General features: G+C 73.8%; 22 protein-coding genes and 1 tRNA gene. 14 read left to right on the top strand and 9 right to left on the bottom strand.

What is annotated here, in order from left to right; translation table 11 throughout:
- Positions 1-83: 83 nt before the first annotated feature.
- Positions 84-156 (top strand) — tRNA-Thr (locus tag ACDF64_RS00475).
- 2 nt (positions 157-158) lie between these two features.
- Positions 159-1208 (top strand): DMT family transporter, encoded by a 1050-nt coding sequence (locus ACDF64_RS00470; protein ID WP_394552834.1) that lies wholly within the window; start codon positions 159-161, stop codon positions 1206-1208.
- A 1-nt stretch (position 1209) separates the two neighbouring features.
- On the opposite strand, the gene ACDF64_RS00465 is transcribed toward ACDF64_RS00470, so the two are convergent.
- A complete protein-coding gene (locus ACDF64_RS00465; RefSeq protein WP_394552833.1) occupies positions 1210-1761 on the bottom strand; it encodes a nitroreductase family protein in 552 nt (183 codons plus the stop codon).
- Positions 1762-1764: 3 nt separating this feature from the next.
- A complete protein-coding gene (gene msrB / locus ACDF64_RS00460; RefSeq protein ID WP_394552832.1) occupies positions 1765-2166 on the bottom strand; it encodes a peptide-methionine (R)-S-oxide reductase MsrB in 402 nt (133 codons plus the stop codon).
- Between the two features lie 225 nt (positions 2167-2391).
- On the opposite strand from msrB, the gene ACDF64_RS00455 reads away from it, so the two are divergent.
- From ACDF64_RS00455 to ACDF64_RS00430, 6 genes are all read left to right on the top strand, one after another.
- Positions 2392-2715: a DUF3263 domain-containing protein gene (locus ACDF64_RS00455; RefSeq protein WP_394552831.1), complete on the top strand. Its 324-nt coding sequence runs from the start codon at positions 2392-2394 to the stop codon at positions 2713-2715.
- 28 nt (positions 2716-2743) lie between these two features.
- Entirely contained in the window at positions 2744-3283 is a 540-nt protein-coding gene (locus tag ACDF64_RS00450) for a LytR C-terminal domain-containing protein (RefSeq protein ID WP_394552830.1), read from the top strand.
- Between the two features lie 195 nt (positions 3284-3478).
- Entirely contained in the window at positions 3479-3682 is a 204-nt protein-coding gene (locus tag ACDF64_RS00445) for a cold-shock protein (RefSeq protein WP_171703748.1), read from the top strand.
- A gap of 148 nt (positions 3683-3830) precedes the next feature.
- Complete coding sequence (locus ACDF64_RS00440) at positions 3831-4883, top strand: DUF3048 domain-containing protein (RefSeq protein WP_394552829.1); 1053 nt, start codon at positions 3831-3833, stop codon at positions 4881-4883.
- A 174-nt stretch (positions 4884-5057) separates the two neighbouring features.
- The gene (gene groL / locus ACDF64_RS00435) at positions 5058-6677 is read left to right on the top strand and encodes a chaperonin GroEL (RefSeq protein WP_394552828.1); all 1620 of its coding nucleotides are present in this window, start codon (positions 5058-5060) and stop codon (positions 6675-6677) included.
- A gap of 179 nt (positions 6678-6856) precedes the next feature.
- Complete coding sequence (locus ACDF64_RS00430) at positions 6857-8008, top strand: hypothetical protein (protein ID WP_394552827.1); 1152 nt, start codon at positions 6857-6859, stop codon at positions 8006-8008.
- Between the two features lie 55 nt (positions 8009-8063).
- On the opposite strand, the gene ACDF64_RS00425 is transcribed toward ACDF64_RS00430, so the two are convergent.
- Positions 8064-8642, bottom strand: coding sequence for an NTP transferase domain-containing protein (locus ACDF64_RS00425; RefSeq protein ID WP_394552826.1), 579 nt, complete (start codon positions 8640-8642; stop codon positions 8064-8066).
- 58 nt (positions 8643-8700) lie between these two features.
- Between ACDF64_RS00425 and uraD the strand changes: the two genes are divergently transcribed.
- Complete coding sequence (uraD, locus tag ACDF64_RS00420; protein ID WP_394552825.1) at positions 8701-9216, top strand: 2-oxo-4-hydroxy-4-carboxy-5-ureidoimidazoline decarboxylase; 516 nt, start codon at positions 8701-8703, stop codon at positions 9214-9216.
- Positions 9213-9560: a hydroxyisourate hydrolase gene (gene uraH / locus ACDF64_RS00415; RefSeq protein ID WP_394552824.1), complete on the top strand. Its 348-nt coding sequence runs from the start codon at positions 9213-9215 to the stop codon at positions 9558-9560. Before uraD ends, uraH begins: the two co-directional genes overlap by 4 nt.
- Before the next feature lie 21 nt (positions 9561-9581).
- Here the strand turns inward: uraH and ACDF64_RS00410 are convergent, their stop codons facing one another.
- Entirely contained in the window at positions 9582-10094 is a 513-nt protein-coding gene (locus tag ACDF64_RS00410; RefSeq protein ID WP_394552823.1) for a nucleoside deaminase, read from the bottom strand.
- Positions 10091-11458: an allantoinase AllB gene (gene allB / locus ACDF64_RS00405; RefSeq protein ID WP_394552822.1), complete on the bottom strand. Its 1368-nt coding sequence runs from the start codon at positions 11456-11458 to the stop codon at positions 10091-10093. The genes ACDF64_RS00410 and allB overlap by 4 nt, the downstream gene beginning before the upstream one ends.
- A 132-nt stretch (positions 11459-11590) precedes the next feature.
- Here allB and ACDF64_RS00400 point away from each other — a divergent pair, with 132 nt between their 5' ends.
- From ACDF64_RS00400 to pucL, 4 genes are all read left to right on the top strand, one after another.
- Positions 11591-12826 (top strand): XdhC family protein, encoded by a 1236-nt coding sequence (locus ACDF64_RS00400; protein WP_394552821.1) that lies wholly within the window; start codon positions 11591-11593, stop codon positions 12824-12826.
- A gap of 134 nt (positions 12827-12960) precedes the next feature.
- Complete coding sequence (locus ACDF64_RS00395; protein WP_394552820.1) at positions 12961-13794, top strand: FAD binding domain-containing protein; 834 nt, start codon at positions 12961-12963, stop codon at positions 13792-13794.
- A complete protein-coding gene (locus ACDF64_RS00390) occupies positions 13791-16883 on the top strand; it encodes a molybdopterin-dependent oxidoreductase (RefSeq protein ID WP_394552819.1) in 3093 nt (1030 codons plus the stop codon). The genes ACDF64_RS00395 and ACDF64_RS00390 overlap by 4 nt, the downstream gene beginning before the upstream one ends.
- Complete coding sequence (gene pucL / locus ACDF64_RS00385; protein WP_394552818.1) at positions 16884-17789, top strand: factor-independent urate hydroxylase; 906 nt, start codon at positions 16884-16886, stop codon at positions 17787-17789.
- An 87-nt stretch (positions 17790-17876) separates the two neighbouring features.
- Here the strand turns inward: pucL and ACDF64_RS00380 are convergent, their stop codons facing one another.
- Genes ACDF64_RS00380 through ACDF64_RS00365 form a run of 4 tightly spaced genes read right to left on the bottom strand, consistent with a single transcriptional unit; the run spans position 17877 to position 21485 of the window.
- Entirely contained in the window at positions 17877-18782 is a 906-nt protein-coding gene (locus ACDF64_RS00380) for an ABC transporter permease (protein WP_394552817.1), read from the bottom strand.
- Positions 18779-19576 (bottom strand): ABC transporter permease, encoded by a 798-nt coding sequence (locus tag ACDF64_RS00375; protein WP_394552816.1) that lies wholly within the window; start codon positions 19574-19576, stop codon positions 18779-18781. Before ACDF64_RS00375 ends, ACDF64_RS00380 begins: the two co-directional genes overlap by 4 nt.
- Positions 19576-20394, bottom strand: coding sequence for an ABC transporter ATP-binding protein (locus ACDF64_RS00370; protein WP_394552815.1), 819 nt, complete (start codon positions 20392-20394; stop codon positions 19576-19578). Before ACDF64_RS00370 ends, ACDF64_RS00375 begins: the two co-directional genes overlap by 1 nt.
- Before the next feature lie 17 nt (positions 20395-20411).
- Positions 20412-21485 (bottom strand): ABC transporter substrate-binding protein, encoded by a 1074-nt coding sequence (locus ACDF64_RS00365; RefSeq protein WP_394552814.1) that lies wholly within the window; start codon positions 21483-21485, stop codon positions 20412-20414.
- Between the last annotated feature and the right edge of the window lie 123 nt (positions 21486-21608).

The raw sequence follows: 21608 nt of genomic DNA, 5'->3' as shown, positions 1-21608 counted from the left end.
GCACGACGGAGCGGGTCCGGCCTCGGCCGGGCCCGCTCCGTCGCTGCGACTAGGATGTCCCGGGAGATGCTCGGCATCCCCAGGCCGGCTTGGCGCAATCGGTAGCGCACCGTACTTGTAATACGGGGGTTGCGGGTTCGAGTCCCGCAGTCGGCTCGATGAACCTCGAGCACGGACCCGCGTCGCGGGCCATCCCGGTGTGGGCCGCCGTCGCGATCGCCGTCGGAGCCGGCGTCCTCACCGCGATCCAGTCGCGCATCAACGGGCAGTTGGCCGCGCGCGCCGGCGACTCGACGGTCGCCGCCGCGGTGTCGTTCGGCTCGGGGCTCGTGATCCTGCTCGTCGTGCTCGCCGTCTGGCGGCCCGGTCGCGTCGGCTTCGCCGAGGTGCGTCGGGCCCTGGCCCGCGGGGACCTGCGCTGGTGGATGCTCCTCGGCGGACTCGCGGGCGCGTGGTTCGTGACGACGCAGACGCTCACCGCCGCGGTCGTCGGGGTCGCGGTCTTCACGGTCGCGATCGTGGCGGGCCAGACCCTGGGCGGGCTGGCGTTCGACGTGCTCGGCGTCGGCCCGGGCGGACGTCGCCCCGTGACGGCGACGCGCGTCGTCGGCGCCCTGCTCGCGCTCGCGGCGATCGGGTGGGCGATGTCGGTGCAGGTCGCGCACGCGATCGACCTCTGGCTCGTCGTGCTGCCGTTCTCGGCGGGCCTCGTGGTCGCGTGGCAGCAGGCCGTCAACGGCCGGGTCAAGGCGGCGGCCGGGAGCGCGCTCACGTCCACGGTCGTGAACTTCGCCGTCGGCACGGCCGCGCTCGTGGCGGTGCTGGTCGTGCACGCGGCGGTCGTCGGCCTGCCCGCCTCGATGCCCGCCGAGCCGTGGCTCTACGTCGGAGGCGCGCTCGGCTGCCTCTTCATCGCCGCGCAGGCCTTCGTCGTGCGTACGATCGGCGTGCTCGTGCTCGCGCTCGCGGGCGTGGCGGGACAGCTCGCCGCCGCGCTCGTGCTCGACCTCGTGCTGCCGACCGGCTCGGGCGCGGTCGAGTTCGCGACCGTCGGCGGCGCGCTCCTCGCATTCGCCGCGGTCGCCGTCGCGAGCATGCCGCCGCGGGGCCGTCGGCCCCGCAGCGCACGGCGCCGGACGGAGCCGGCGGGCACGGGGCATCCGTCCCGCCCGGGGGAGCCGGCCGCCGTCGACGACGCGGCCCGCTGACTCAGGACAGGACCAGCAGTCGCCCGGCCGCGACCGGAGCGCCGCGGCGCTCGCGCCGCTCGTCGCCGGGACGCCCGCCGACGTAGAGCCAGCCCAGCAGATGCTCGCCTTCGGCGAGTCCGTGCACGGCCGCGACCTCGGGGTGCCGGGTGTACGGGCCGGTACGCCACATCACGCCCCAGCCGGCGTCGTCGAGCAGCAGGCTGAGCAGGTGCCCGACGCCCGCGGCGACGGCCTCCTGCTCCCAGGCCGGCACCTTGGGGTGCTCGGCGACGCGCGCGACGATCGCCACGAGCAGCGGTGCGCGGAGCGGCTTGGCGGCGAGCTTGTCGGCCGCGACGCCCTCGAGCCCGGATGCCTCGGCGAGTGCGGCGCCGAGGCGCTCGCGCGCGGCGCCGCGCAACGCGACCACCCGCCACGGGGCGAGCGCGGCGTGGTCCGCGACGCGGGCCGCCGCCTCGACCAGGTCGGCGAGCTCGGCATCGTCGGGCGAGGCATCCGTCACCTTCGGCGACGACCGGCGCGCGAGCGCCGCCTCGCGAGCGGATGCCACGCGTCAGGCCTCGGGCGAGAAGCCGAGCGCGATCGAGTTCATGCAGTAGCGGTCGCCCGTCGGCGTGCCGAACCCGTCGGGGAAGACGTGGCCGAGGTGCGAGCCGCAGGCCGCGCAGCGGACCTCGGTGCGGACCATCCCGAGCGTGGTGTCCTCGATGAGCTGGACGGCCTCGGGCCGGACCGACTCGTAGAAGCTCGGCCAGCCGCAGCCGGAGTCGAACTTGGTGCCGCTCTTGAACAGCTCGGCGTCGCACGCGGCGCACGTGTAGATCCCGGCGCGCTCCTCGTCGAGCAGCTCGCCGGTCCACGGGCGCTCGGTCGCCGCCTCGCGCAGGACCGCGTACTGCTCGGCGTCGAGCTCGGCCCGCCACTGGTCGTCGGACTTCTCCACGCGGTAGGACATCGGATGCTCCCTCTCTCGGCCTGCGGCCGTCGCGGCTCGCGGCCATGCGAGCCTAGTGCCAAGTTCCTGAACGTCGCCGGGAGGCGTCGTGTTCCCCGTCCGGCGCACTCGGGCCCGCGACGGCGCGAGGCGCGGCGGTCGACACCCCGGCGGCTCGGCGGGTTCCCAGCGCGCCGATGCCTAGGATGTGGTCGGGCGGGGCATCCGCCCGCGCGAGGAGGTGACATGGACGCGATACCGCAGCCGTCGGCCGACCCGGCCAGGGCCGCAGGTGACGTCCGTGCCGACGGTGCGCTCGACGAGCGCGCGCGCCGCATCCTCGCGTTCGAGGCGCGGGCCTTCCGGGACGAACGTGCGAAGGCCGACGCGATCCGGGGGGAGTTCGGCCTCTCGGCTCCCCGCTACCATCGGATCCTCGGCGAGCTGATCGAGTCGCCCGAGGCACTCCGGCACGATCCGATGCTCGTCAAGCGACTGCTCCGGCTGCGCGACGCCCGCCGCACGGCGCGCGCGGCGCGCACCCTCAGCCTCGGCCGGCCGCTCGACTGAGCACCGGCCCCGACCACGACTGGACACCATGGCGCAGAAGTTCCCACGCGACCGATTCGACTCCGTCCCGCACGGCATCGAGCGCATCGGCTCCCACCGCGCACCCGCGCGTCGCGGCGGCGGATGGATCTGGTTCGGCGTGGCCGCGCTCGTGACCGCGCTCGTCGTGGGCGCGGGCATCGCGTGGATCGGCGTCATCAACGGCGAAGCCGAGAAGGCGACCGAGCAGACGGCGGCGCCCGAGCCGGTCGTCACCGCCGAGCCGACGGTCGCACCGGATGTCCCGGTCACGATCCTGAACGCGACGACGGTGCCGGGGCTGGCCGCGCGGGCCCAGGAGCAGCTCGTGGCCGCCGGGATCCCGGTCTCGACGGTCGCGAACGCGAGCGAGAACGACCTCGAGGAGACCTACGTCTACTACACGGCCCCCGAGCTCGAGGGTGCCGCGCGCGGCGTCGCCGCCGCGCTGCCGGAGGCCGAGATCCGGCTCGACGAGAAGTTCGCGCAGTTCGAGACGCCGATCGTCGTGGTGGTGGCTTCCGACTACGCAGCGGCCACCGGCGGCTGATCCGCGTCCAATCGTTGCCATTCTGCGACAATTCGTTGCGTCACAGTACTTGCACACGGAGGCCGCCGCATACCTAAATGGAATCGGTCGCTCGATCCGGTGGGAAACGGTTGCTCCGGCATCCGCAGCACGAATTTGGGGGCCCGGTACTGGCAACAGGCACGTGCTGACGGAATTGCAACATGGGAGCAACAGATGGCGAACGGAACCGTCAAGTGGTTCAACGCTGAGAAGGGCTACGGCTTCATCACGGTCGACGGCGGGGGCCAGGACGTCTTCGTCCACTACTCGGCGATCGACATGGCCGGATACAAGGTGCTCGAGGAGGGCCAGCAGGTCGTCTTCGAGGTCGGCACCGGTTCCAAGGGCCCGCAGGCGGAGTCGGTCCGCCTGGCCTGAGTGATGGCCTGAGCAGATGAGCTCGAACGCGCCGCCCGGTCCCTCCGGGCGGCGCGTTCGCCGTCTCCGGGGCCGTCCCCGCGTATTCGGGGGCTCCTCCGCCCGCGTGGCGCGCGGCCCGACCCGCCGCGCTGGCTACCATGGCGCCATGTCGCGCGGGGGCACTGGCACGGAACGGCGTCGTCTCGCCGCGATCCTGCTCGCGCTCGGGGCATCCGCGCTCGTGGGCTGCACGAGCGACAGCGTTCCGTTCCTGCCGACCCCCACCCCGACGCCCGAGCCGCGGCCGTCGGCGGACACCGTGCCGATCCCGATCGGGTTCGCGCCGTTGCGCGGCACGCTCGCCGATCCGGCGGCGCTGCAGCATCCCTCGATCGGGGTCAAGATCGACGACCACGAGGAGGCGCGGCCGCAGATCGCGCTGAACCGCAGCGACGTCGTGTTCGAGGAACTCGTCGAGGGCGGGCTCACGCGGTACGCGGTCGTGTGGCATTCGGATGTCCCCGACGAGGTCGGCCCCGTGCGCTCGATCCGTCCGATGGATCCCGACATCCTCACGCCGTTCGGCGGCCCCGTCGCGTACTCGGGCGGGCAGGAGGTCTTCGTCGAGATGATGATGGCCACGGGCCTGCCGAACCTCGTGTTCGACTACGACGACACCGGCCTCTTCCACCGCGCCGACGAGCGACCAGGCCCGCACGACGTGATCCTGAAGGCGGCCGAGGCCGTCTCGCGGTACCCGACGCTCGCGCCGCCGCCCGCGATGTTCGCGTTCGGCAGCACGGATCCGCTCGCCGACCCGCGGTTCGCGGCCGCGCCGACCTCGCACATCGACCTCGTCTTCTCGGACGCGCGCTTCCCGTCGTGGGAGTGGTCGGCGACGGATCGGGCGTGGCTCCGATCGCAGGAGGGCGCGCCCGACACGGAGGCCTCGGGCGACCGGGTCCGCGCGGCGAACGTCGTGACCATGCGCGTCGCGATCGACTGGAGCTACGGCGACGTGCCGAAGACCGTGCTCACCGGCACGGGGGAGGCGTGGGTGTCGGCGAATGGGCGGACGGCGCACGGCACGTGGAGCAAGGCCGACATGCCCTCGCCGATCGTGCTCACCGCCGACGACGGGTCGCCCCTGCTCACGGCGCCCGGCAACACGTGGATCGAACTCGTCCCCGACGACGGATCCGTCGCCTTCACGCCCTGAGCGGGGCATCCGCCCGCCGTCCGCGCACCCGGGGCGGGGCATCCTGCGCGCCGTCGTCGCGAGTCGGGCTCACTTGCACTCTCGATCGCCGAGTGCCAAAATCGGTTTAGCACTCATCCGATCTGAGTGCTAACCCACGAACTCCAGACGTCCGGGAAGGGACGAGAGACGCACATGGCAAAGATCATCGCTTTCAACGAGGAGGCCCGCCGTGGTCTCGAGCGCGGCCTCAACACGCTTGCCGACGCGGTCAAGGTGACCCTCGGCCCGCGCGGCCGCAACGTCGTGCTCGAGAAGAAGTGGGGCGCGCCCACGATCACCAATGACGGCGTGTCGATCGCCAAGGAGATCGAGCTCGACGACCCGTACGAGAAGATCGGCGCCGAGCTCGTCAAGGAGGTCGCGAAGAAGACCGACGACGTCGCCGGCGACGGCACCACCACCTCGGTCGTGCTCGCCCAGGCGCTCGTCCGCGAGGGCCTGCGCAACGTCGCGGCCGGCGCCGACCCGATCAGCCTCAAGAAGGGCATCGAGAAGGCCGTCGCGGCCGTCTCGGAGGAGCTCCTGCTCGCCGCGAAGGAGATCGAGACCAAGGAGGAGATCGCCGCGACCGCCTCGATCTCGGCCGCAGACCCCCAGATCGGCGAGATCATCGCCGAGGCGATCGACAAGGTCGGCAAGGAGGGCGTCGTCACGGTCGAGGAGTCGAACACCTTCGGCACCGAGCTCGAGCTGACCGAGGGCATGCGCTTCGACAAGGGCTACCTGTCGGCGTACTTCGTCACCGACCCGGAGCGCCAGGAGGCCGTGTTCGAGGACCCGTACATCCTCATCGCGAACTCGAAGATCTCGAACATCAAGGACCTGCTCCCGATCGTCGACAAGGTGATCCAGACGGGCAAGCAGCTCCTGATCATCGCCGAGGACGTCGACGGCGAGGCGCTCGCGACCCTGATCGTCAACAAGGTCCGCGGCATCTTCAAGTCGGTCGCCGTCAAGGCCCCCGGCTTCGGCGACCGCCGCAAGGCGCAGCTCCAGGACATCGCCATCCTCACCGGTGGCCAGGTCATCTCGGAGGAGCTCGGCCTCAAGCTCGAGAACGTCACGCTCGACCTCCTCGGCCAGGCTCGCAAGGTCGTCATCACCAAGGACGAGACCACCATCGTCGAGGGCGCGGGCGACACCGAGCAGATCGCCGGCCGCGTGGCCCAGATCCGCCAGGAGATCGAGAACACCGACTCCGACTACGACCGCGAGAAGCTCCAGGAGCGCCTCGCCAAGCTCGCCGGCGGCGTCGCCGTCATCAAGGCGGGCGCGGCCACCGAGGTCGAGCTCAAGGAGCGCAAGCACCGCATCGAGGACGCCGTCCGCAACGCGAAGGCCGCCGTCGAGGAGGGCATCGTCGCCGGTGGTGGCGTGGCCCTCATCCAGGCCGGCAAGAAGGCGTTCGCCAAGCTCGAGCTCACGGGTGACGAGGCGACCGGTGCGAACATCGTGCGCGTCGCGATCGAGGCCCCGCTCAAGCAGATCGCCCTCAACGCGGGCCTCGAGCCGGGCGTCGTGGCGAACAAGGTCGCCGAGCTGCCCGACGGCCACGGCCTCAACGCCGCGACCGGCGAGTACGGCGACCTGCTCGCGCAGGGCATCATCGACCCGGCCAAGGTGACCCGCTCGGCGCTGCAGAACGCCGCGTCGATCGCGGGCCTGTTCCTCACGACCGAGGCGGTCGTCGCGGACAAGCCGGAGAAGGTCTCGGCTCCGGTCGGCGACCCGACCGGTGGCATGGACTTCTAAGGAGTCCGGCTTCCCGCCCGGGGCCACGGCCCAGGCGACGGATCGAACGAAGGGCGTCTCCCGCGAGGGAGGCGCCCTTCGGCGCGTCCGGGGCGAGCGTGGTCGCGGCGCACGCGACACGCGCGCGCGGGTGTGCATGGCGCAGGGCCCGGATGCCCCGTGCGCGATAGCGTCCTCGCATGACTCCGACCCGCGTCGTCCGCCCCGCGCTGCTCGCGGTCGTCGTCGTCCTCCTCGCGGCCGGATGCGCGGCCGGCGCGCCGGGCGTCGACGACCGGCCCGAGACGCCCGCTGCGACCCCGTCCCCGTCGCCGATCGCCGACCCCGGTCCGGTGCCGCGCCTCGCGGGCGCCTGCGCGGACCTCGTCGACGTCGCCGCCCTCCAGGCGCTCGTCGGCACCGCCGCGGCGCCCCTCGCGGAGGTGCCGCCCGCATCCCGGCTCGATCCGCTGACCGCCGCGCCCGCGCAGGCCGGCGCCACGGACTGCGAGTGGGACAACGGCGTCGCGGCCGGCTGGTGGGAGGGCTCCGGCGCCGACCGGCAGTGGGTTCGCCTGCGCATCCTGCCGGACGCGACCGCCGAGGCGGCCGAGTACGCGGCGATGTACGGCGCAGACCCGACCTACGGCGAGCACGTGCACGGCCCGCGCTGCATCCTCGACGCCGGGTACTGCGAGGTCCAGGGGGCGGTCGGCGCCGCCTGGGTGGAGTTCCTGGTGTCCGGCATCCGCACGGCCGCCGCCGACGACGCCGCGCTCCTCGCGCAGTTCCGGACCGTCGCGGACCCGCTCGTCGACCGCGTGCGCGCTGCGTCCGCCGCACCGGCGTGGACCCCGAGCATCGCGACGCCGGTCGCGGACTGCGCCGCGCTCGCGGCCGACGAGGCCGTGGCCGCGATCACCGGGCTCGACGGGATCCGGTTCGGCGAGAACTGGGACGGTCCCGGGGTCGGGCTCCAGTGGACCGCCGCCGACCGGACCGGCGCCATCGGGTGCGCGATCGCGTTCCCCGACCGCGACGCGGCGTTCGGGCACGTGTTCGTCCTCGCGGGCGGGGCGTGGGGCGTCGAGCGCTGGCGCTCGGACTGGCTCGCGGACGGGGCATCCGTCGACGTGCCGGGCGCCGACCCGGGCGCCGTGCTGCGCTGCCTCGACGCCGCGCAGGCCTGCCGACTCGACTTCTCGGCGGCCGGCGACTGGGTGCGCGTCGAGTTCCCGCCGATGCCGCCGGCGTCGGCGACCTACCTGCCCGACGAGGACTACGCGGCCGCGCGGGCGTCCGCCCCGCAGCTGGCCGCCACCATCGCCGCGGCGATCGCCACCACGGGCTGAGCGCGCGTTCGGCGCCCGCGGAGCCGGACTGCCCGCGACGCCGGCCGACCGGCGGTCAGGCGTCGATGTCGAGCCCGTCGGCCAGGTCGCCGCACTCGACCCGGAGCGCGTCGTGGTCGGCGAGCCAGCTGCCGGCGCCGGCATCGCCCGCGATCGACTCCGAGATCGCGTGCCAGTGCGCGCGCCCGATGAGCACGGGATGCCCCGGTCGTCCCCCGAACACCGCGCGCGCGAGCGCGTGCGGAAGGTCGTCGTCGGGCCCGTGCACGACGCGGCCGATGACGCGACGGCCGACCGCGGCGGGCAGCCCGGGCAGGTCGACGAGGCTCACGAGCACGGCGTCGCCCGAGTGCGCCTCGGCGGCGCGCAGTCCGGTTCGGAGCGAGGCCGACAGGCCGGTCGACCAGTCCTCGGCGACCACGGCCTCGGCACTCGGCGGCACGAGCCCGAACGCGGCATCCGCCTCGGCGCCGAGGACGACCAGGACGCCGTGGCATCCGGCGTCCTGCAGCATCCGCACGCCCGACGCGATCCACGGTTCGCCCGTGACCAGGTTCCGCATGAGCGCCTTCGGCGCGCCGAGTCTCGAGCCCGCTCCGGCGGCCAGCAGCACCCCTCGGATGACACCCGTCATGGCTACAGTTAATCCCGAGTCGCGCCGCCCCGGGGGCGGCGCGCGGACGGGAGGCACGGTGGACGGGTCCGGCGAGCGGGCGAGCGGGTTCCGGGCCGAGCTCGAGGCCTGCCTGCACGTGCACCGCTTCGTCGAGGAGGTCGCCGCGCACGCGCCGTTCGGCTCGTTCGAAGCACTCGCCGCGACCGCTCGGGGCGCCGCGACGCCGCTGACGCGCGCCGAGATCGACGAGGCGCTCGCCGCGCACCCGCGCATCGGCGAGAAGCCGGCGGGCGACGGCCGCGAGCAGCGATTCTCGCGCGCCGAGCAGGCGTCCGCCGACGCCGACGACCGCGAACTCGCGACGGCGATCGCCGCGGCCAATCGGGCGTACGAGGAGCGGTTCGGCCGGGTGTTCCTGATCCGCGCGGCGGGGCGCTCGCGCGCCGAGATCCTCGCCGAGCTGCAGCGACGCCTCGCGCTCGACGAGGTCGCGGAGCTCGAGGTCGTCGCCGAGCAGCTCCGGCAGATCATGCTGCTGCGGCTCGAGCGGACCTTCGCCGACGTCGCCGCGCCGATCGGGGTCGCGGCGTGAGCGCGCCCGGGGGGCGCAGCCGCGTGACGAGCCACGTGCTCGACGCGACCACGGGCCGACCGGCGGTCGGCGTGGGCGTCCGCCTGGAGGTCCGCGACGGCGACGGCTGGTCGGCGGTCGCGACCGCCACGACCGACGACGACGGCCGGGCCTCGACGCTCGGGCCGGCGGAGCTCGATCCCGGCGTCTACCGGGTCGTGTTCGACACCGCGCGGTACTTCGCGGGCCGCCCGTCGTTCTACCCCGAGGTCGCCATCGCGTTCGACCTCGCGGACCCGGGCGAGCACTACCACGTGCCGCTGCTCCTCAGCCCCTTCGGCTACTCCACCTACCGCGGGAGCTAGCCGTCCGAAGCAGCCGCGACCTCAGTAGTCGACGCGGTCGAGCTTCGCGCGCCATGCCTCGAACGGCGCGACCGAGCCGTCGACCCGGAGCGACTCGACCGCGGTCTCCCAGTCGGCACGGTCGCGCGCGAACAGCTCGTAGAACGCGAGGTCGTCGAATCCGCCCGCCGCGGCGTCGTGCCGGTCGGCCGCGAACACGACCCGGTCGATGCGCGCCCAGAGCGACGCCGCGAGGCAGAGGGGGCACGGCTCGCACGAGGTGTAGAGCGTCGCGCCCGCAAGCGAGAAGTCGCCGACGGCCGCGCACGCGGCTCGGATCGCGGTCACCTCGGCGTGCGCGGTGGGGTCGAGGTCGCGCGTCACGCGGTTCCGCCCCTCGGCGAGCAGCTCGCCGTCGCGCACGATCACGGCGCCGAAGGGACCGCCGCCGCTCGCGACGTTCTCCACCGCGAGCGAGACCGCCTGCTGCAGCCAGGCCCGGTCGATCGCGGCCTGGTCGGTGGTGGGCGCGGGACGGACGGTCGTCTCGGTCAACGGGGACTCCCTTCGCTGGAACGGTCGGTGCGGGCGTCGAGCAGGCGGCCGTGCGGCGTCCCGTCGACCGGGATGCCGCGAAGCCACGTGGTGCGGACCTCGCCCCGGAGTCGGCGCCCCGCGAACGCCGACACCGGATTGCGGTGCCGAAGCTCGGCCGGGACGACGGTGAACTCGGCGGCCGGGTCGAAGGCGACGAGGTCGGCGTCGGCGCCCACCGCGATCCGGCCCTTCCGGGCGAGCCCGGCGAAGTCGGCCGGACCGGTCGACATCCACCCGAGCACGCGATCGAGGCCGATGCCTCGTTCGGATGCCTCGGTCGACACGTTCGCGAGTCCGAGCTGGAGGCCCGAGATCCCGCCCCACGCCCGGCCGAAGTCGCCGTCGAAGCCGAGCTTGAGCTCGGCGGTCGCAGGGGAGTGGTCGGAGACGACGAGGTCGATCACGCCGTCGACCAGGCCCTGCCACAGCAGGTCCCGGTTCTGCTCGTCACGGATCGGCGGGCAGCACTTGAACTCGGTCGCACCGTCGGCGATGTGCTCGGCATCCAGCACGAGGTAGTGCGGGCAGGTCTCCGCGGTGATCCGGAGGCCCTCGGCCTTGGCGTCGTCGATGAGCGGGAGCGCGGCCGCGGACGAGAGGTGCAGGATGTGCGCCCGGCCGCCCGTCGCACGGACGCCGTCGATGACGCGCCGGATCGCCACGAGCTCGGCCTCGGGCGGACGGGAGTCCACGAAGCGTCGATAGCTGGGGCCGCCGGCGTTCGCGTGGTGCGCGAGCACGGCGGGGTCCTCGGCGTGCACGATCAGCAGCCCGTCGAACTCGGCCAGCTCCTCCTGCGCCGACCGGAGCCCAGCGTCGTCCAGGTGCGGGAACTCGTCGACGCCGCTCGGCGCGAGGAAGCACTTGAACCCGAACACGCCCGCGTCGTGGAGGTCCCGCAGGCGCCCGAGGTTGTGCGGCACCGCACCGCCCCAGAAGCCGACGTCGATCGCGGCCTTCGGCCGGGCGGCGTCGCGCTTGACCTCGAGCGCCGCGACGTCGATCGTCGGCGGGATCGAGTTCAGCGGCATGTCGAGGATCGTCGTGACCCCGCCCGCGGCGGCCGCCGCGGTCGCACTCGCGAACCCCTCCCACTCGGTGCGTCCGGGCTCGTCGACGTGGACATGCGTGTCGACGAGGCCGGGCACCAGGCGCTCGCCCGGTCCCAGCACGACCTCGTCGCTGGACTCGAGGGGCGCGTGCCGCTCGGCGATCACGGCGATCGCACCCGCACGCACGCCCACCGCGGCCGGGCGGAACCCGCCCTCGACGAGCGCGAGGTCCGCGCGGATCACGAGGTCGAGCCGATCGGGTGCGGTCATGGGTGCCTCCTGCTGCGGACGATAACAGCGATCCGTTTCCGGCTCGTTGCGGCGGCACCGGGGCATCCGGTCGTCTGCGCCGCGGTCCGCGCGCGGTCGTAGGATCGTCCCCACCGACCGCTGGGAGGACGCATGCTGGAGCTCGCGACCGAGATCACCGCCCGGCTCGCGCGCGGCGAGCGCTTCGCGATCGCCACGGTGACCGCCGTCGAGGGGTCGGCCCCGAGGGATCCGGGCGCCTCGATGCTCGTCGGCGCCGACGGCCGCGTCGTCGGGAGCGTGTCGGGCGGCTGCGTCGAGGCCGCCGTCCACGAACTCTGCGAGCGCGTGCTCGCGGGATCCCGCGCCGAGCACGGCCGGTTCGGGATCGACGACGACAGCGCGTACGCGGTCGGGCTCAGCTGCGGCGGCGAGATCGACGTGTTCGTGCAGGAGGCAGACCCAGGATCGCTCGACGCCGCGCCGTTCGCGCGCGCGCTCGCCGGGGCATCCTCGGGGCTCGCGACCGTGGTCGGCGGTCCGGCCGCGCTCGTCGGCCGCGTGATCGTGCCGGGCGGGGCCGATCCGCTCACCGACCGCGAACTGCGGGCCGCGGGCGTCCGGGGCATCCGCTCGCACCGGGTCGACGCCGTCGTCGCGGCCGCGCTCGCGACCGGTCGCAGCGGCCAGGTCGAGGTCGACTGCGGCGGCGAGACCCTCGTGCTCTTCTGCGAGACCCGGCTGGCGCGGCCCCGGCTCCTCGTCTTCGGCGCGGTCGCGTTCGCGGAGGCGCTGTCGGCGGCCGGGGCGCTCGCCGGGTACCGGGTGACGGTGTGCGATCCGCGACCGGCGTTCGCGACCGCCGAGCGCTTCCCGGCCGCCGCTGAGGTCGTGGTCGAGTGGCCGAGCCGGTACCTCGCGCGCACCGAGGTCGACCACCGGACCGTCGTGTGCGTGCTCGGCCACGATGCGAAGACCGACATCCCGCTGCTCGCGGTCGCCCTCGCGCTCCCGGTCGGGTACGTGGGCGCGCTCGGTTCGCGTCGCACGCACGCCGAGCGCGTCCGGATGCTCCGGGCGGCCGGGGTGCCCGACGCGGACCTCGCGCGGCTGCGCTCGCCGATCGGGCTCGACCTCGGCGCGGTCACGCCCGCCGAGACCGCGATCTCGATCCTCGCCGAGGTGATCGCGGTCCGCGAGGGCCGGGATGCGCGCCCGCTGCGCGAGTCGGACGGGCCGATCCACGCGCGGCGGAGCCGCGGGTCGGCGGGCGCGGACGCCGCGATCGTCGCGGCCGCCGACCTGTCGGTCGATCGGTCCGGCGTCCGGATCGCCGACCTCCCCGGCGGGCCGCGCGACCGGCCGCGCGCCACGGCGCTCGCGCCGTAGCGCACCGCACGCGGGCGGTCCTCGCCGCACCCGCACCGCCCCCTACTCCGCCCGCCCTCGGGGGCGGGGCACGGGACACCGATCCGAAACACCACCGACACGTCCGTGCGATTCACTGACCGGGAGGAGGCGGCATGGACCTGCACACCGTCGAGACGTACCGCGTCGCCCGGACCCGGTCGGACCTCCGGCTCGCGCCCGGCGAGCGGTTCGTCGCGGGCGGCACGTGGATGTACTCGGAGCCGCAACCGGGGGTGACCGGGCTGGTCGACCTCACGGGCCTGGGCTGGGACGCGATCGAGGCGTCCGACGCGGGCCTGCGGATCGGCGCGACCTGCACGATCGCCGCGCTCGCCGCGTACGGCCGCGCGACGGGGCATCCGCTCTTCGACCAGTGCGCGAACTCGCTGCTGGCCTCGCGGAAGGTGTGGAACTCGGCGACCGTCGGCGGGAACGTCGTCCGCGCCTTCGCGGCCGGTGCGATGGTCTCGCTCGCGGTCGCGCTCGACGGCGAGGCCGTCGTGCGGACCGCCGACGGCGACCTCGTGCGCCTGCCGGTCGCCGCGTTCGTCATCGGCGACGGCGAGAACGTGCTCGGCCCGGGCGACGTGCTCCGGGCGATCGACCTGCCCGCGCGCGCTCTGCGCGGACGCACCGCGTTCCGGCGGATCGCGCTCGCCGAGCTCGGGCGATCCGGCGCGGTGCTCACCGGCCGACTCGACGAGGACGGCGGCGTGACCCTCGGGATCACCGCCGCGACCGAGCGCCCGACGGTGCTGCGATTCCCCGGGGTGCCCGGCGCGGGCGAACTCGCCGACGCGCTCGATGGCGTCGGGGGCTGGTACACCGATCCGTTCGGCGCGGCGGACTGGCGGCGGGCGGTCGCCGGGGTCCTGCTCGAGGAGATCCGCGGCGAGCTCGGCGCACCGGCCGCCGGCGGACCCGTCGCGGGAGGGCTCGTCGCATGAGGGTCGTGGTCGACGGCCAGGACGTCGCGGGCGCCCCGCGCGCCGGACAGTGCCTGCGCACCTACCTGCGCGAGCACGGGCGGCACGCGGTCAAGAAGGGATGCGACGCCGGCGACTGCGGTGCCTGCACGGTGCTCCTCGACGGCGTGCCCGTGCACTCGTGCATCACGCCGGCCGCGCGGGCCGACGGGCGCGCGGTGACGACCGCGGCGGGGCTCGGCGGCGTGCGCGGGGCAGGCGGCGGGTCGGCGGGCGGGGAGGCCGGGTCGGCCGGCATCGGGGCAGGGTCGGCCGAGTCGGATGCGGCGCCGGCGCTGCATCCGGTGCAGGAGGCCTTCGTCGAGCACTTCGGATTCCAGTGCGGCTTCTGCACGCCGGGCATGGTCGTCACCGCGTCGACGCTCGACGCGGGAAGCCTCGACGACCTCGATCGCTCGCTGAAGGGCAACCTCTGCCGGTGCACCGGCTATCGGAGCATCCGCGCGTCCGTCGAGGCGGGCGTCCGCGGGACTGCCGCGGACCGCCCCGCGACGCGGCCGGAGGGCCTCGGCCCGGTTCGCGCGGCGGGAATCCAGACATCCCGAGCGGACCCCGCCGTCGGCGCCTCGGGTCAGGTCGCCGGCGCCTCGGACCCCGCGGCCGCCGCCGCCGGCCACGTGGCCCACCCCGCCGGCCACGTCGGCCGGTCGGTGCATCCGCCCGCCGCCCGCCGCGTGGTGACGGGAACCGAGCCGTTCACGTTCGACACCGACACGACCGGTTTCCTGCACCTCCGCGTCCTCGGGTCCCCGCACGCGCACGCGCGCATCCGCTCGATCGACACGTCCGGGGCGCTGGCCGTCGAGGGCGTCGAGCTCGTGCTCACCCACCGCGACGTCCCGCGGCTGCGGTTCTCGACCGCCCGCCACGAGCACCGCACCGACGACCCCGACGACACCCGGATCCTCGACGACGTCGCCCGGTTCGTCGGCCAGCGGATGGCGGTCGTGGCCGCGACGACGCCCGCGGCCGCCGAGGAGGCGTGCCGGCGGATCCGCATCGACTGGGAGGTGCTGCCCGCCGTCTTCGACCCCGAGGCCGCGCGCGCGCCCGGCGCCCCGACCCTCCATCCCGGCCTCGGGCCCGACGACCGGGTCGCGGATGCCGCGCGCAACGTGGTCGCGGCCCTCCACGCCGGCTACGGCGGCGACGTCGAGGCGGCGCTCGAGGCATCCGAGGTCACGGTCTCGGGCACCTGGCGCACCCAGCGGGTGAGCCATGCGCAGCTCGAGACGCACGGATCGCTCGGATGGCTCGACGAGGACGGCCGACTCGTGATCCGCACGAGCTCGCAGGTGCCGTTCCTCACGCGCGACGAGCTCTGCCGCCTGTTCGACCTCCCGAGGGATCGCGTGCGCGTGTACGCCGCGCGCGTCGGCGGCGGGTTCGGCGGCAAGCAGGAGCTGTTCACCGAGGACCTCGTCGCGCTCGCGGTGCTCCGCACCGGGCGGCCGGCGATGCTCGAGTACAGCCGGTACGAGGAGTTCACGCGCACGTCGGTGCGGCACCCGATGCGGGTCTCGGTCGCGCTCGGCGCGACGCGCGAGGGCCGGCTCACCGCGATGCGGGTCGACGTGCTGAGCGACGCCGGCGCGTACGGCAACCACTCGATCGGCGTGCTGTTCCACGGATGCGCCGAGTCGCTCGGCCTCTACCGGGTGCCCGTGCAGCGGGTCGACGCCGAGGCGGTGTACACGAACACCGTGCCGAGCGGCGCGTTCCGCGGCTACGGGCTCGGGCAGGTGATCCTCGGCGTCGAGTCCGCGCTCGACGAGCTCGCGCTCGCGCTCGACCTCGACCCGTTCGAGCTGCGCCGGCGCAACGTCATCGGCCCCGGCGAGGTCCCCCTCGGCTGGGACGGCGAGCCCGAACCGGACATCGCGCCGGGCAGCTACGGCCTGGACCAGTGCCTCGACCTCGTCGAGCAGGCGCTCTCGGCGGGGCGCGCCGACGGCGGGGCATCCGCGCCCGAGGGCGACCACTGGCGCGTCGGCGAGGGCATGGCGGCCTCGATGATCGCGACCATGGCGCCGCGCGGGCACGTCGCCCAGGTCACGGTGTCGATCGACGCCGACGGGATGATCGAGCTCGGCGCCGGCACCGCCGAGTTCGGGAACGGCAGCACGACCGTGCACGCGCAGATCGTCGCGACCGACCTCGGCGCGACGCTCGACCGCGTGCGACTGCGCACCTCCGACACGGATGCCGCGACCTACGACACGGGCGCGTTCGCGTCGGCCGGGGTGACGGTCGCGGGCAAGGCCCTGCACCGCGCGGCACTTGCGCTGCGAGGCATCCTGCTCGAGACCGCGGTGCGGGTCGCGCGCGCGGGTGCCGCGGTCCCGCAGCGGGAGGATGCCTCGCCCGCCGCCGTGCTCGATCCCGCCGCCGTGCGCGATGCCGATGCGGTGCTCGGGCCCGACGGCGTGCGCGTCGGCGACCGGCTCGTGTCGTTCGCCGAACTCGTCCGGGCCGCTCCCGACGACGTGCGCGCAGGCGACCGGCTCGTCGCCTCCGGCGAGGAACGCGGCGAGCAGCGCTCGCTCGCGTGGAACGTGCAGGGGTTCCGGGTCGCGGTCGACGTGCGCACGGGCACGGTGCGGATCCTGCAGTCCGTGCACGCGGCCGACGCCGGCACGGTGATGAACCCCGAGCAGTGCCGCGGCCAGGTCGAGGGCGGCGTCGCCCAGGCGATCGGCGGTGCGCTCTACGAGGAGGTCGTCCTCGAGGACGGCGTGGTCGACACGCCCGTGTTCCGCCGGTACCGCGTGCCGCAGTCGGCCGACATCCCCGACACGGAGGTGCTGTTCGCGTCGACCAGCGACGACCTCGGCCCGTTCGGCGCGAAGTCGATGAGCGAGAGTCCGTACGATCCCGTCGCGGCGGCGCTCGGCAACGCGATCCGCCGGGCGATCGGCGTGCGTCCCACCGAGACCCCGTTCTCGCGCGACCGCGTGTGGCGGCTCGCGCAGGGCCACCCCATCCCCGACCACCCCATCCCCGACCATCCCGTCCCCGACCACCCCGTCCCCGACCGCAAGGAGCAGTGAATGGCGATCATCCTCGGCGACCACCAGTACGGCAAGGCGGAGAACCGCATCGTGCGGATCTACCGGGATGCCCCGCGCCACGAGATCCACGACGTGAGCGTGTCGACCGCGCTGCGGGGCGATTTCGCGGCCGCGCACACCGAGGGCGACCAGTCGAACGTGCTGCCGACCGACACGCAGAAGCAGACCGCCTACGCCTTCGCGAAGGAGAAGGGGCTCGTCGCGATCGAGGAGTACGGGCTCGAGCTCGCACGGCACTTCGTCGACACGGTCCCGCCGGTCGAGGGGGCCCGGGTCGAGATCGAGGAGTTCGCGTGGGAGCGCGCCGTGGTCGACGGCGCCGAGCACGACCACACGTGGGTCCGGCGCGGCCCCGAGGTGCGCACGGCGTCGGTCACGGTCGAGGGGAAGGGCGCCGCACAGCGCACGTGGGTGACGGGCGGGCTCAAGGACCTCGTCATCCTGAAGTCGACCGGGTCGGAGTTCCGCGGCTTCTACGAGGACCGCTACACGGTGCTCGAACCGGCGACCGACCGGGTCATGGCGACCTCGCTCGTCGCGTCGTGGCGGTTCACCGAGACCGGCCTGGACTGGAACGCCGTCCACGAGGGCGTGAAGCACGTGCTCGTGGCGCGGTTCGCGACGGTGCACTCGCTCGCCCTGCAGCAGACGCTGTACGAGATGGGCCGGGCCGTGCTCGAGGAGTTCGACGCGATCTGCGAGGTGCGCCTCAGCGCTCCGAACAAGCACCACTTCGCGTACGACCTCTCGCGGTTCGGCCTCGAGAACCCGAACGAGGTGTTCCACGCGGCGGACCGGCCGTACGGGCTGATCCAGGCGAGCGTCGTCCGAGACGACGCCCCGGACCCCGGCCCCGCCTGGAACCGGTTCACCGGGCTGGTCTGACGCCGCGCGATCCGTCGCGGACGCGACCCTCCCGGATACCGGGGAGGGGGTCCGCGACGGATCGCCGCGTCCGGCGGGCGCGGCAGGTCAGACGCGCGTGTCGGGGTGCATGCCGGCGCGCGCGAGCACCACGGTCTCGGCGATCTGCACGAGGTTGTACAGGATGAGCGAGACCGCCGTGACGGCCACGACCGACGCCCAGAGCGCGTTGAACTGCGCCTGCGCGATGTAGGACCCGATCACGCCGCCGATGCCAGAGCCGACGGCCAGCCACTCCGCGAGCAGCGCCCCGGTGATCGCGCCCGGCACGGAGATCCTGACCGCTGCGAAGAACGCGGGGAGCGAGGCCGGCAGCGCGACCTTCCGCAGCGCCGTCCACTCGCCGCCGCCGTACACCGAGACCACGTCGCGCATCTGCGGCGAGGCTGACTTCAGGCCGAACGCGATGCTCACGAGCGCCGGGAACAGCACGACGATCCCGCCCATGACGGCGATGGTCCAGATGTCGCGCCCGAACACCATGATGATCACGGGGGCGAGCGCCACGAGCGGCACGGACCGCAGGAGCATCGCGACGGGCATGAGGGCGTGCTCGACGCCCTTCGAGAGCTGGAAGGCCATCGCCCCGATCAGGGCCGCCGTCAGGCCGGCGATGAACCCGATCGCCGCGTGGCCGAGGCTGATGACCAGGTTGCCGCCGACCTCCGCGCGGTGCGCGGCGGCGTCGGGGTCGGTCACGAGCCAGTTCCAGACGTCGATCGGCCCCTTCGCGATGTACGGCGACACCTGCGCGGCCCACAGGACGCCGGCCCAGATCACGACGACGGCGACCAGCGTGAGGACGAACGTGAGCACGCTCGTGCCGAGCGCGCGCGCGACGGCGCGCGTGGTCTCGCGTCGCACGTCGCGGCGGACGCGGCGGATGTCGGCCGCGGCCGACGCGGCCGGATCCACGCTCGCGGCGGCGGCGCGGGATGTGGTGGCGGCGGTCATGCGCGTCCCTTCGCCCAGGGCGTGATCGCCTTCGCGACCAGGCCGACCAGGCCGTAGCCGGCGAGGGCGACGGCGCCGCTCACGAGCGCGATGCCCCAGACCCGCGGAGCGTTGAGCGACTGCTGCGCGGCGATCATCGCGGGCCCGACGCCGAGTTCCACCTTGCCGAAGAACTCGCCGAGCACCGCGCCGAGGAACGCGGCGGGCACCGCGATCTGCAGCGCGGTGAGGATGCTCGGCAGCGCCGCGACGAACCGGACCTTCACGAGCTGGGTGACCCGGCTCCCGCCGTAGACGCTGACGACATCGAGGCTCGCCCGGTCGGCGGCCTTCAACCCGAGGAGCGCTCCCACGACGGTCGTGAAGAAGCAGGACAGCGCGGCGAGGAAGACCGCGGTGCCGCTCGGGGCGCCGGGCGCCGGCGCTCCGATGATGATGAGGGCGAGCGGACCGATCGCGACGATCGGGATGCAGTACGTGATGATCGCGAGCTGCATCACGACGCCCTCGAGGCGGGGCGCCACGAGCACGAACGCCGCGAGCAGGAGGGCGATCCCGGTGCCCCAGAGGTACCCCTGGCCGGCCTCGACGAGGGTCACCGAGAAGTTCCGCCAGTAGAACTCGAGTCCGCTGTCGGCCCAGCCCTGGACGACCTCGGGCGGGGTCGGGATGGCCCGGGTCGCCCCCGGGCCGGTGCTCCGGAAGACCGTGAGCGCCGCGAGCCACCACCCGCCGATCAGGACGACTCCGCCGATCACGCCGGTCGCCCACGGCGGCATCCGGAGCGACCGCATCAGTGCGCCGCCCCGTCGCCGGCGGTGCCGAACAGCAGTTCGGAGGCGCGGTCCACGTACGCGTGGAACTCGGGCGTGCGCATGAGCTCCGGGGTCCGCGGCCGCGGCAGGTCGATCTGCATGACCTCCTTGATGCGTCCCGGCCGCGGGCTCATCACGGCGACCTGGTCGGAGAGGAAGATCGCCTCGCTGATCCCGTGGGTCACGAGCAGCGTGGTCGCGGGCTTCTCGGTCCAGATGCGGAGCAGTTCGAGGTTGAGCCGCTGCCTGGTCATGTCGTCGAGCGCGCCGAAGGGTTCGTCGAACAGCAGCACCGAGGGCTTCAGCACGAGCGAGCGGGCGATGGACACGCGCTGGCGCATCCCGCCCGACAACTGGGCGGGCTTCGCCTTCTCGAACCCGGTCAGGCCGACGAGCTCGATGAGCTCGGTCACGTAGTCGCGATCGACGGGGATGCCCGCGACCTCGAACGGCAGCCGGACGTTCGCGACGACGCTGCGCCAGGGCAGGAGCGCCGAGTCCTGGAACGCGATGCCGAGTTCGTGGCCGGCGCGCAGTTCGCGCGGACTCTTCCCGTCGACGCGGATGCTCCCGCTCGTGGGCTCCTCGAGCCCGGCGAGGATGCGCAGGATGGTCGACTTGCCGCAGCCGGAGGGGCCGAGCAGCGCCAGGAAGGTGCCCTGCTCGGTGTGCAGGTCCGCATCCTGCAGGGCGACGACGCTGCGTCGCCCCAGGGCGAAGACCTTGTTCAGGCCGGAGATCTGCAGGCCGGTGCCCAGGCTGGTCGCCTGGGCACCGGTCAGCGTGTCGCTCGTCACGAGGGGTCGGCTCCGCGTCAGCCCGCGTACTTCACGAGCTCGGGGTGCTCCTCGTAGACCTCGGCGAGGAGGCTGAGGTCGAAGAGGTCAGCGGCCTCGAGCACGATGCCGGCGCCGGCGAGCGACGCGATGGTCTCCGCCTGGAGCGATTCGGAGATCGTGAAGAGGCCGTTCGCGACGGTCTCGTCGGAGACGACGAGCTGCTCCGCCTGCGTGATGGCGCCCTGCTTGGAGTTCTCCGGGTTCAGGTCGAGGTCCTTGCCGTACTCCTCGACCGCGAGCCGCGCACCCTCCTCGGGGTCGTTCACCGCGTCGGTCCAGCCCTTGATCTCCGCGACGAGGAACGCCTTCAGCGCCTCGCGGTGCTCGGCGATCGCCTGGTCCGTGACCGAGATGGTCTCCGCGACGAACGGCAGGCCGTTGTCGGCGAAGGGGAGGTTCGTGACCTCGAGGCCCTGCGCGGCGACGGTGATGGATTCGTTCGTCAGGTAGGCGACGAACCCGTCGACCTCGCCGTTGACGAGCGGCGCCGGGTCGTACTGGACCGGCACGATCGTGAGCTCGGACTCGTCGATGCCGTTGGCCGCGAGCAGCGCCTTGAACAGGCTCGCGTTCGAGTCCTGCACGCCGATCTTCTTGCCCTTGAGGTCCTCGGGCGTGGCGATGTCCCCGCCCGCCTTGAGGGAGAGGATCGTGAACGGGTTCTTCTGGAAGGTCGTGCCGATGATCTTCAGCGGCGCCCCTTCGTTCGCGACAGCCGCTCCGATCGAGACGGCGTCGGAGAGGGCCACGTCGGCGCTGCCCGACGCGAGCTCGGCGGCACCGGTCGACGGGCCGGGAACGAGGTTGACGGACGAGAACCCGGCCTCGTCGTAGTACCCCTTCGAGTCGGCGAAGAACTCGCCCGAGAACTCCTCGTTCTTGATCCACGACAGCTGGACCGTGAGGTCCCCGTGGCCCGTGTCGCCGGACTGCTCGGTGGCGGCGCCGCTGCCGCCGGAGCAGGCGGCGAGCGTGAGGGCGGCGGATGCCGCGAGGACGGCGAGGGCCGCGCGGCGGATGCCGCGGAAGCCGGGGGAATGCGAGGTCATGTATCGGTCTCCACTCTTGCTGGCGGGGATGCCCCGGTGCGATCCGAGTCGACCCGGCCGGTCGCGGAGGGGGCGGCCGGCCGGGTGATCGGTGGTGCTTGAGCGCGACGATATGAGCCTCCG

This window comes from Agromyces sp. MMS24-JH15 (assembly GCF_043518605.1).
Taxonomy (GTDB): domain Bacteria; phylum Actinomycetota; class Actinomycetes; order Actinomycetales; family Microbacteriaceae; genus Agromyces.
This window is presented reverse-complemented; position numbering and strand designations above follow the sequence as displayed.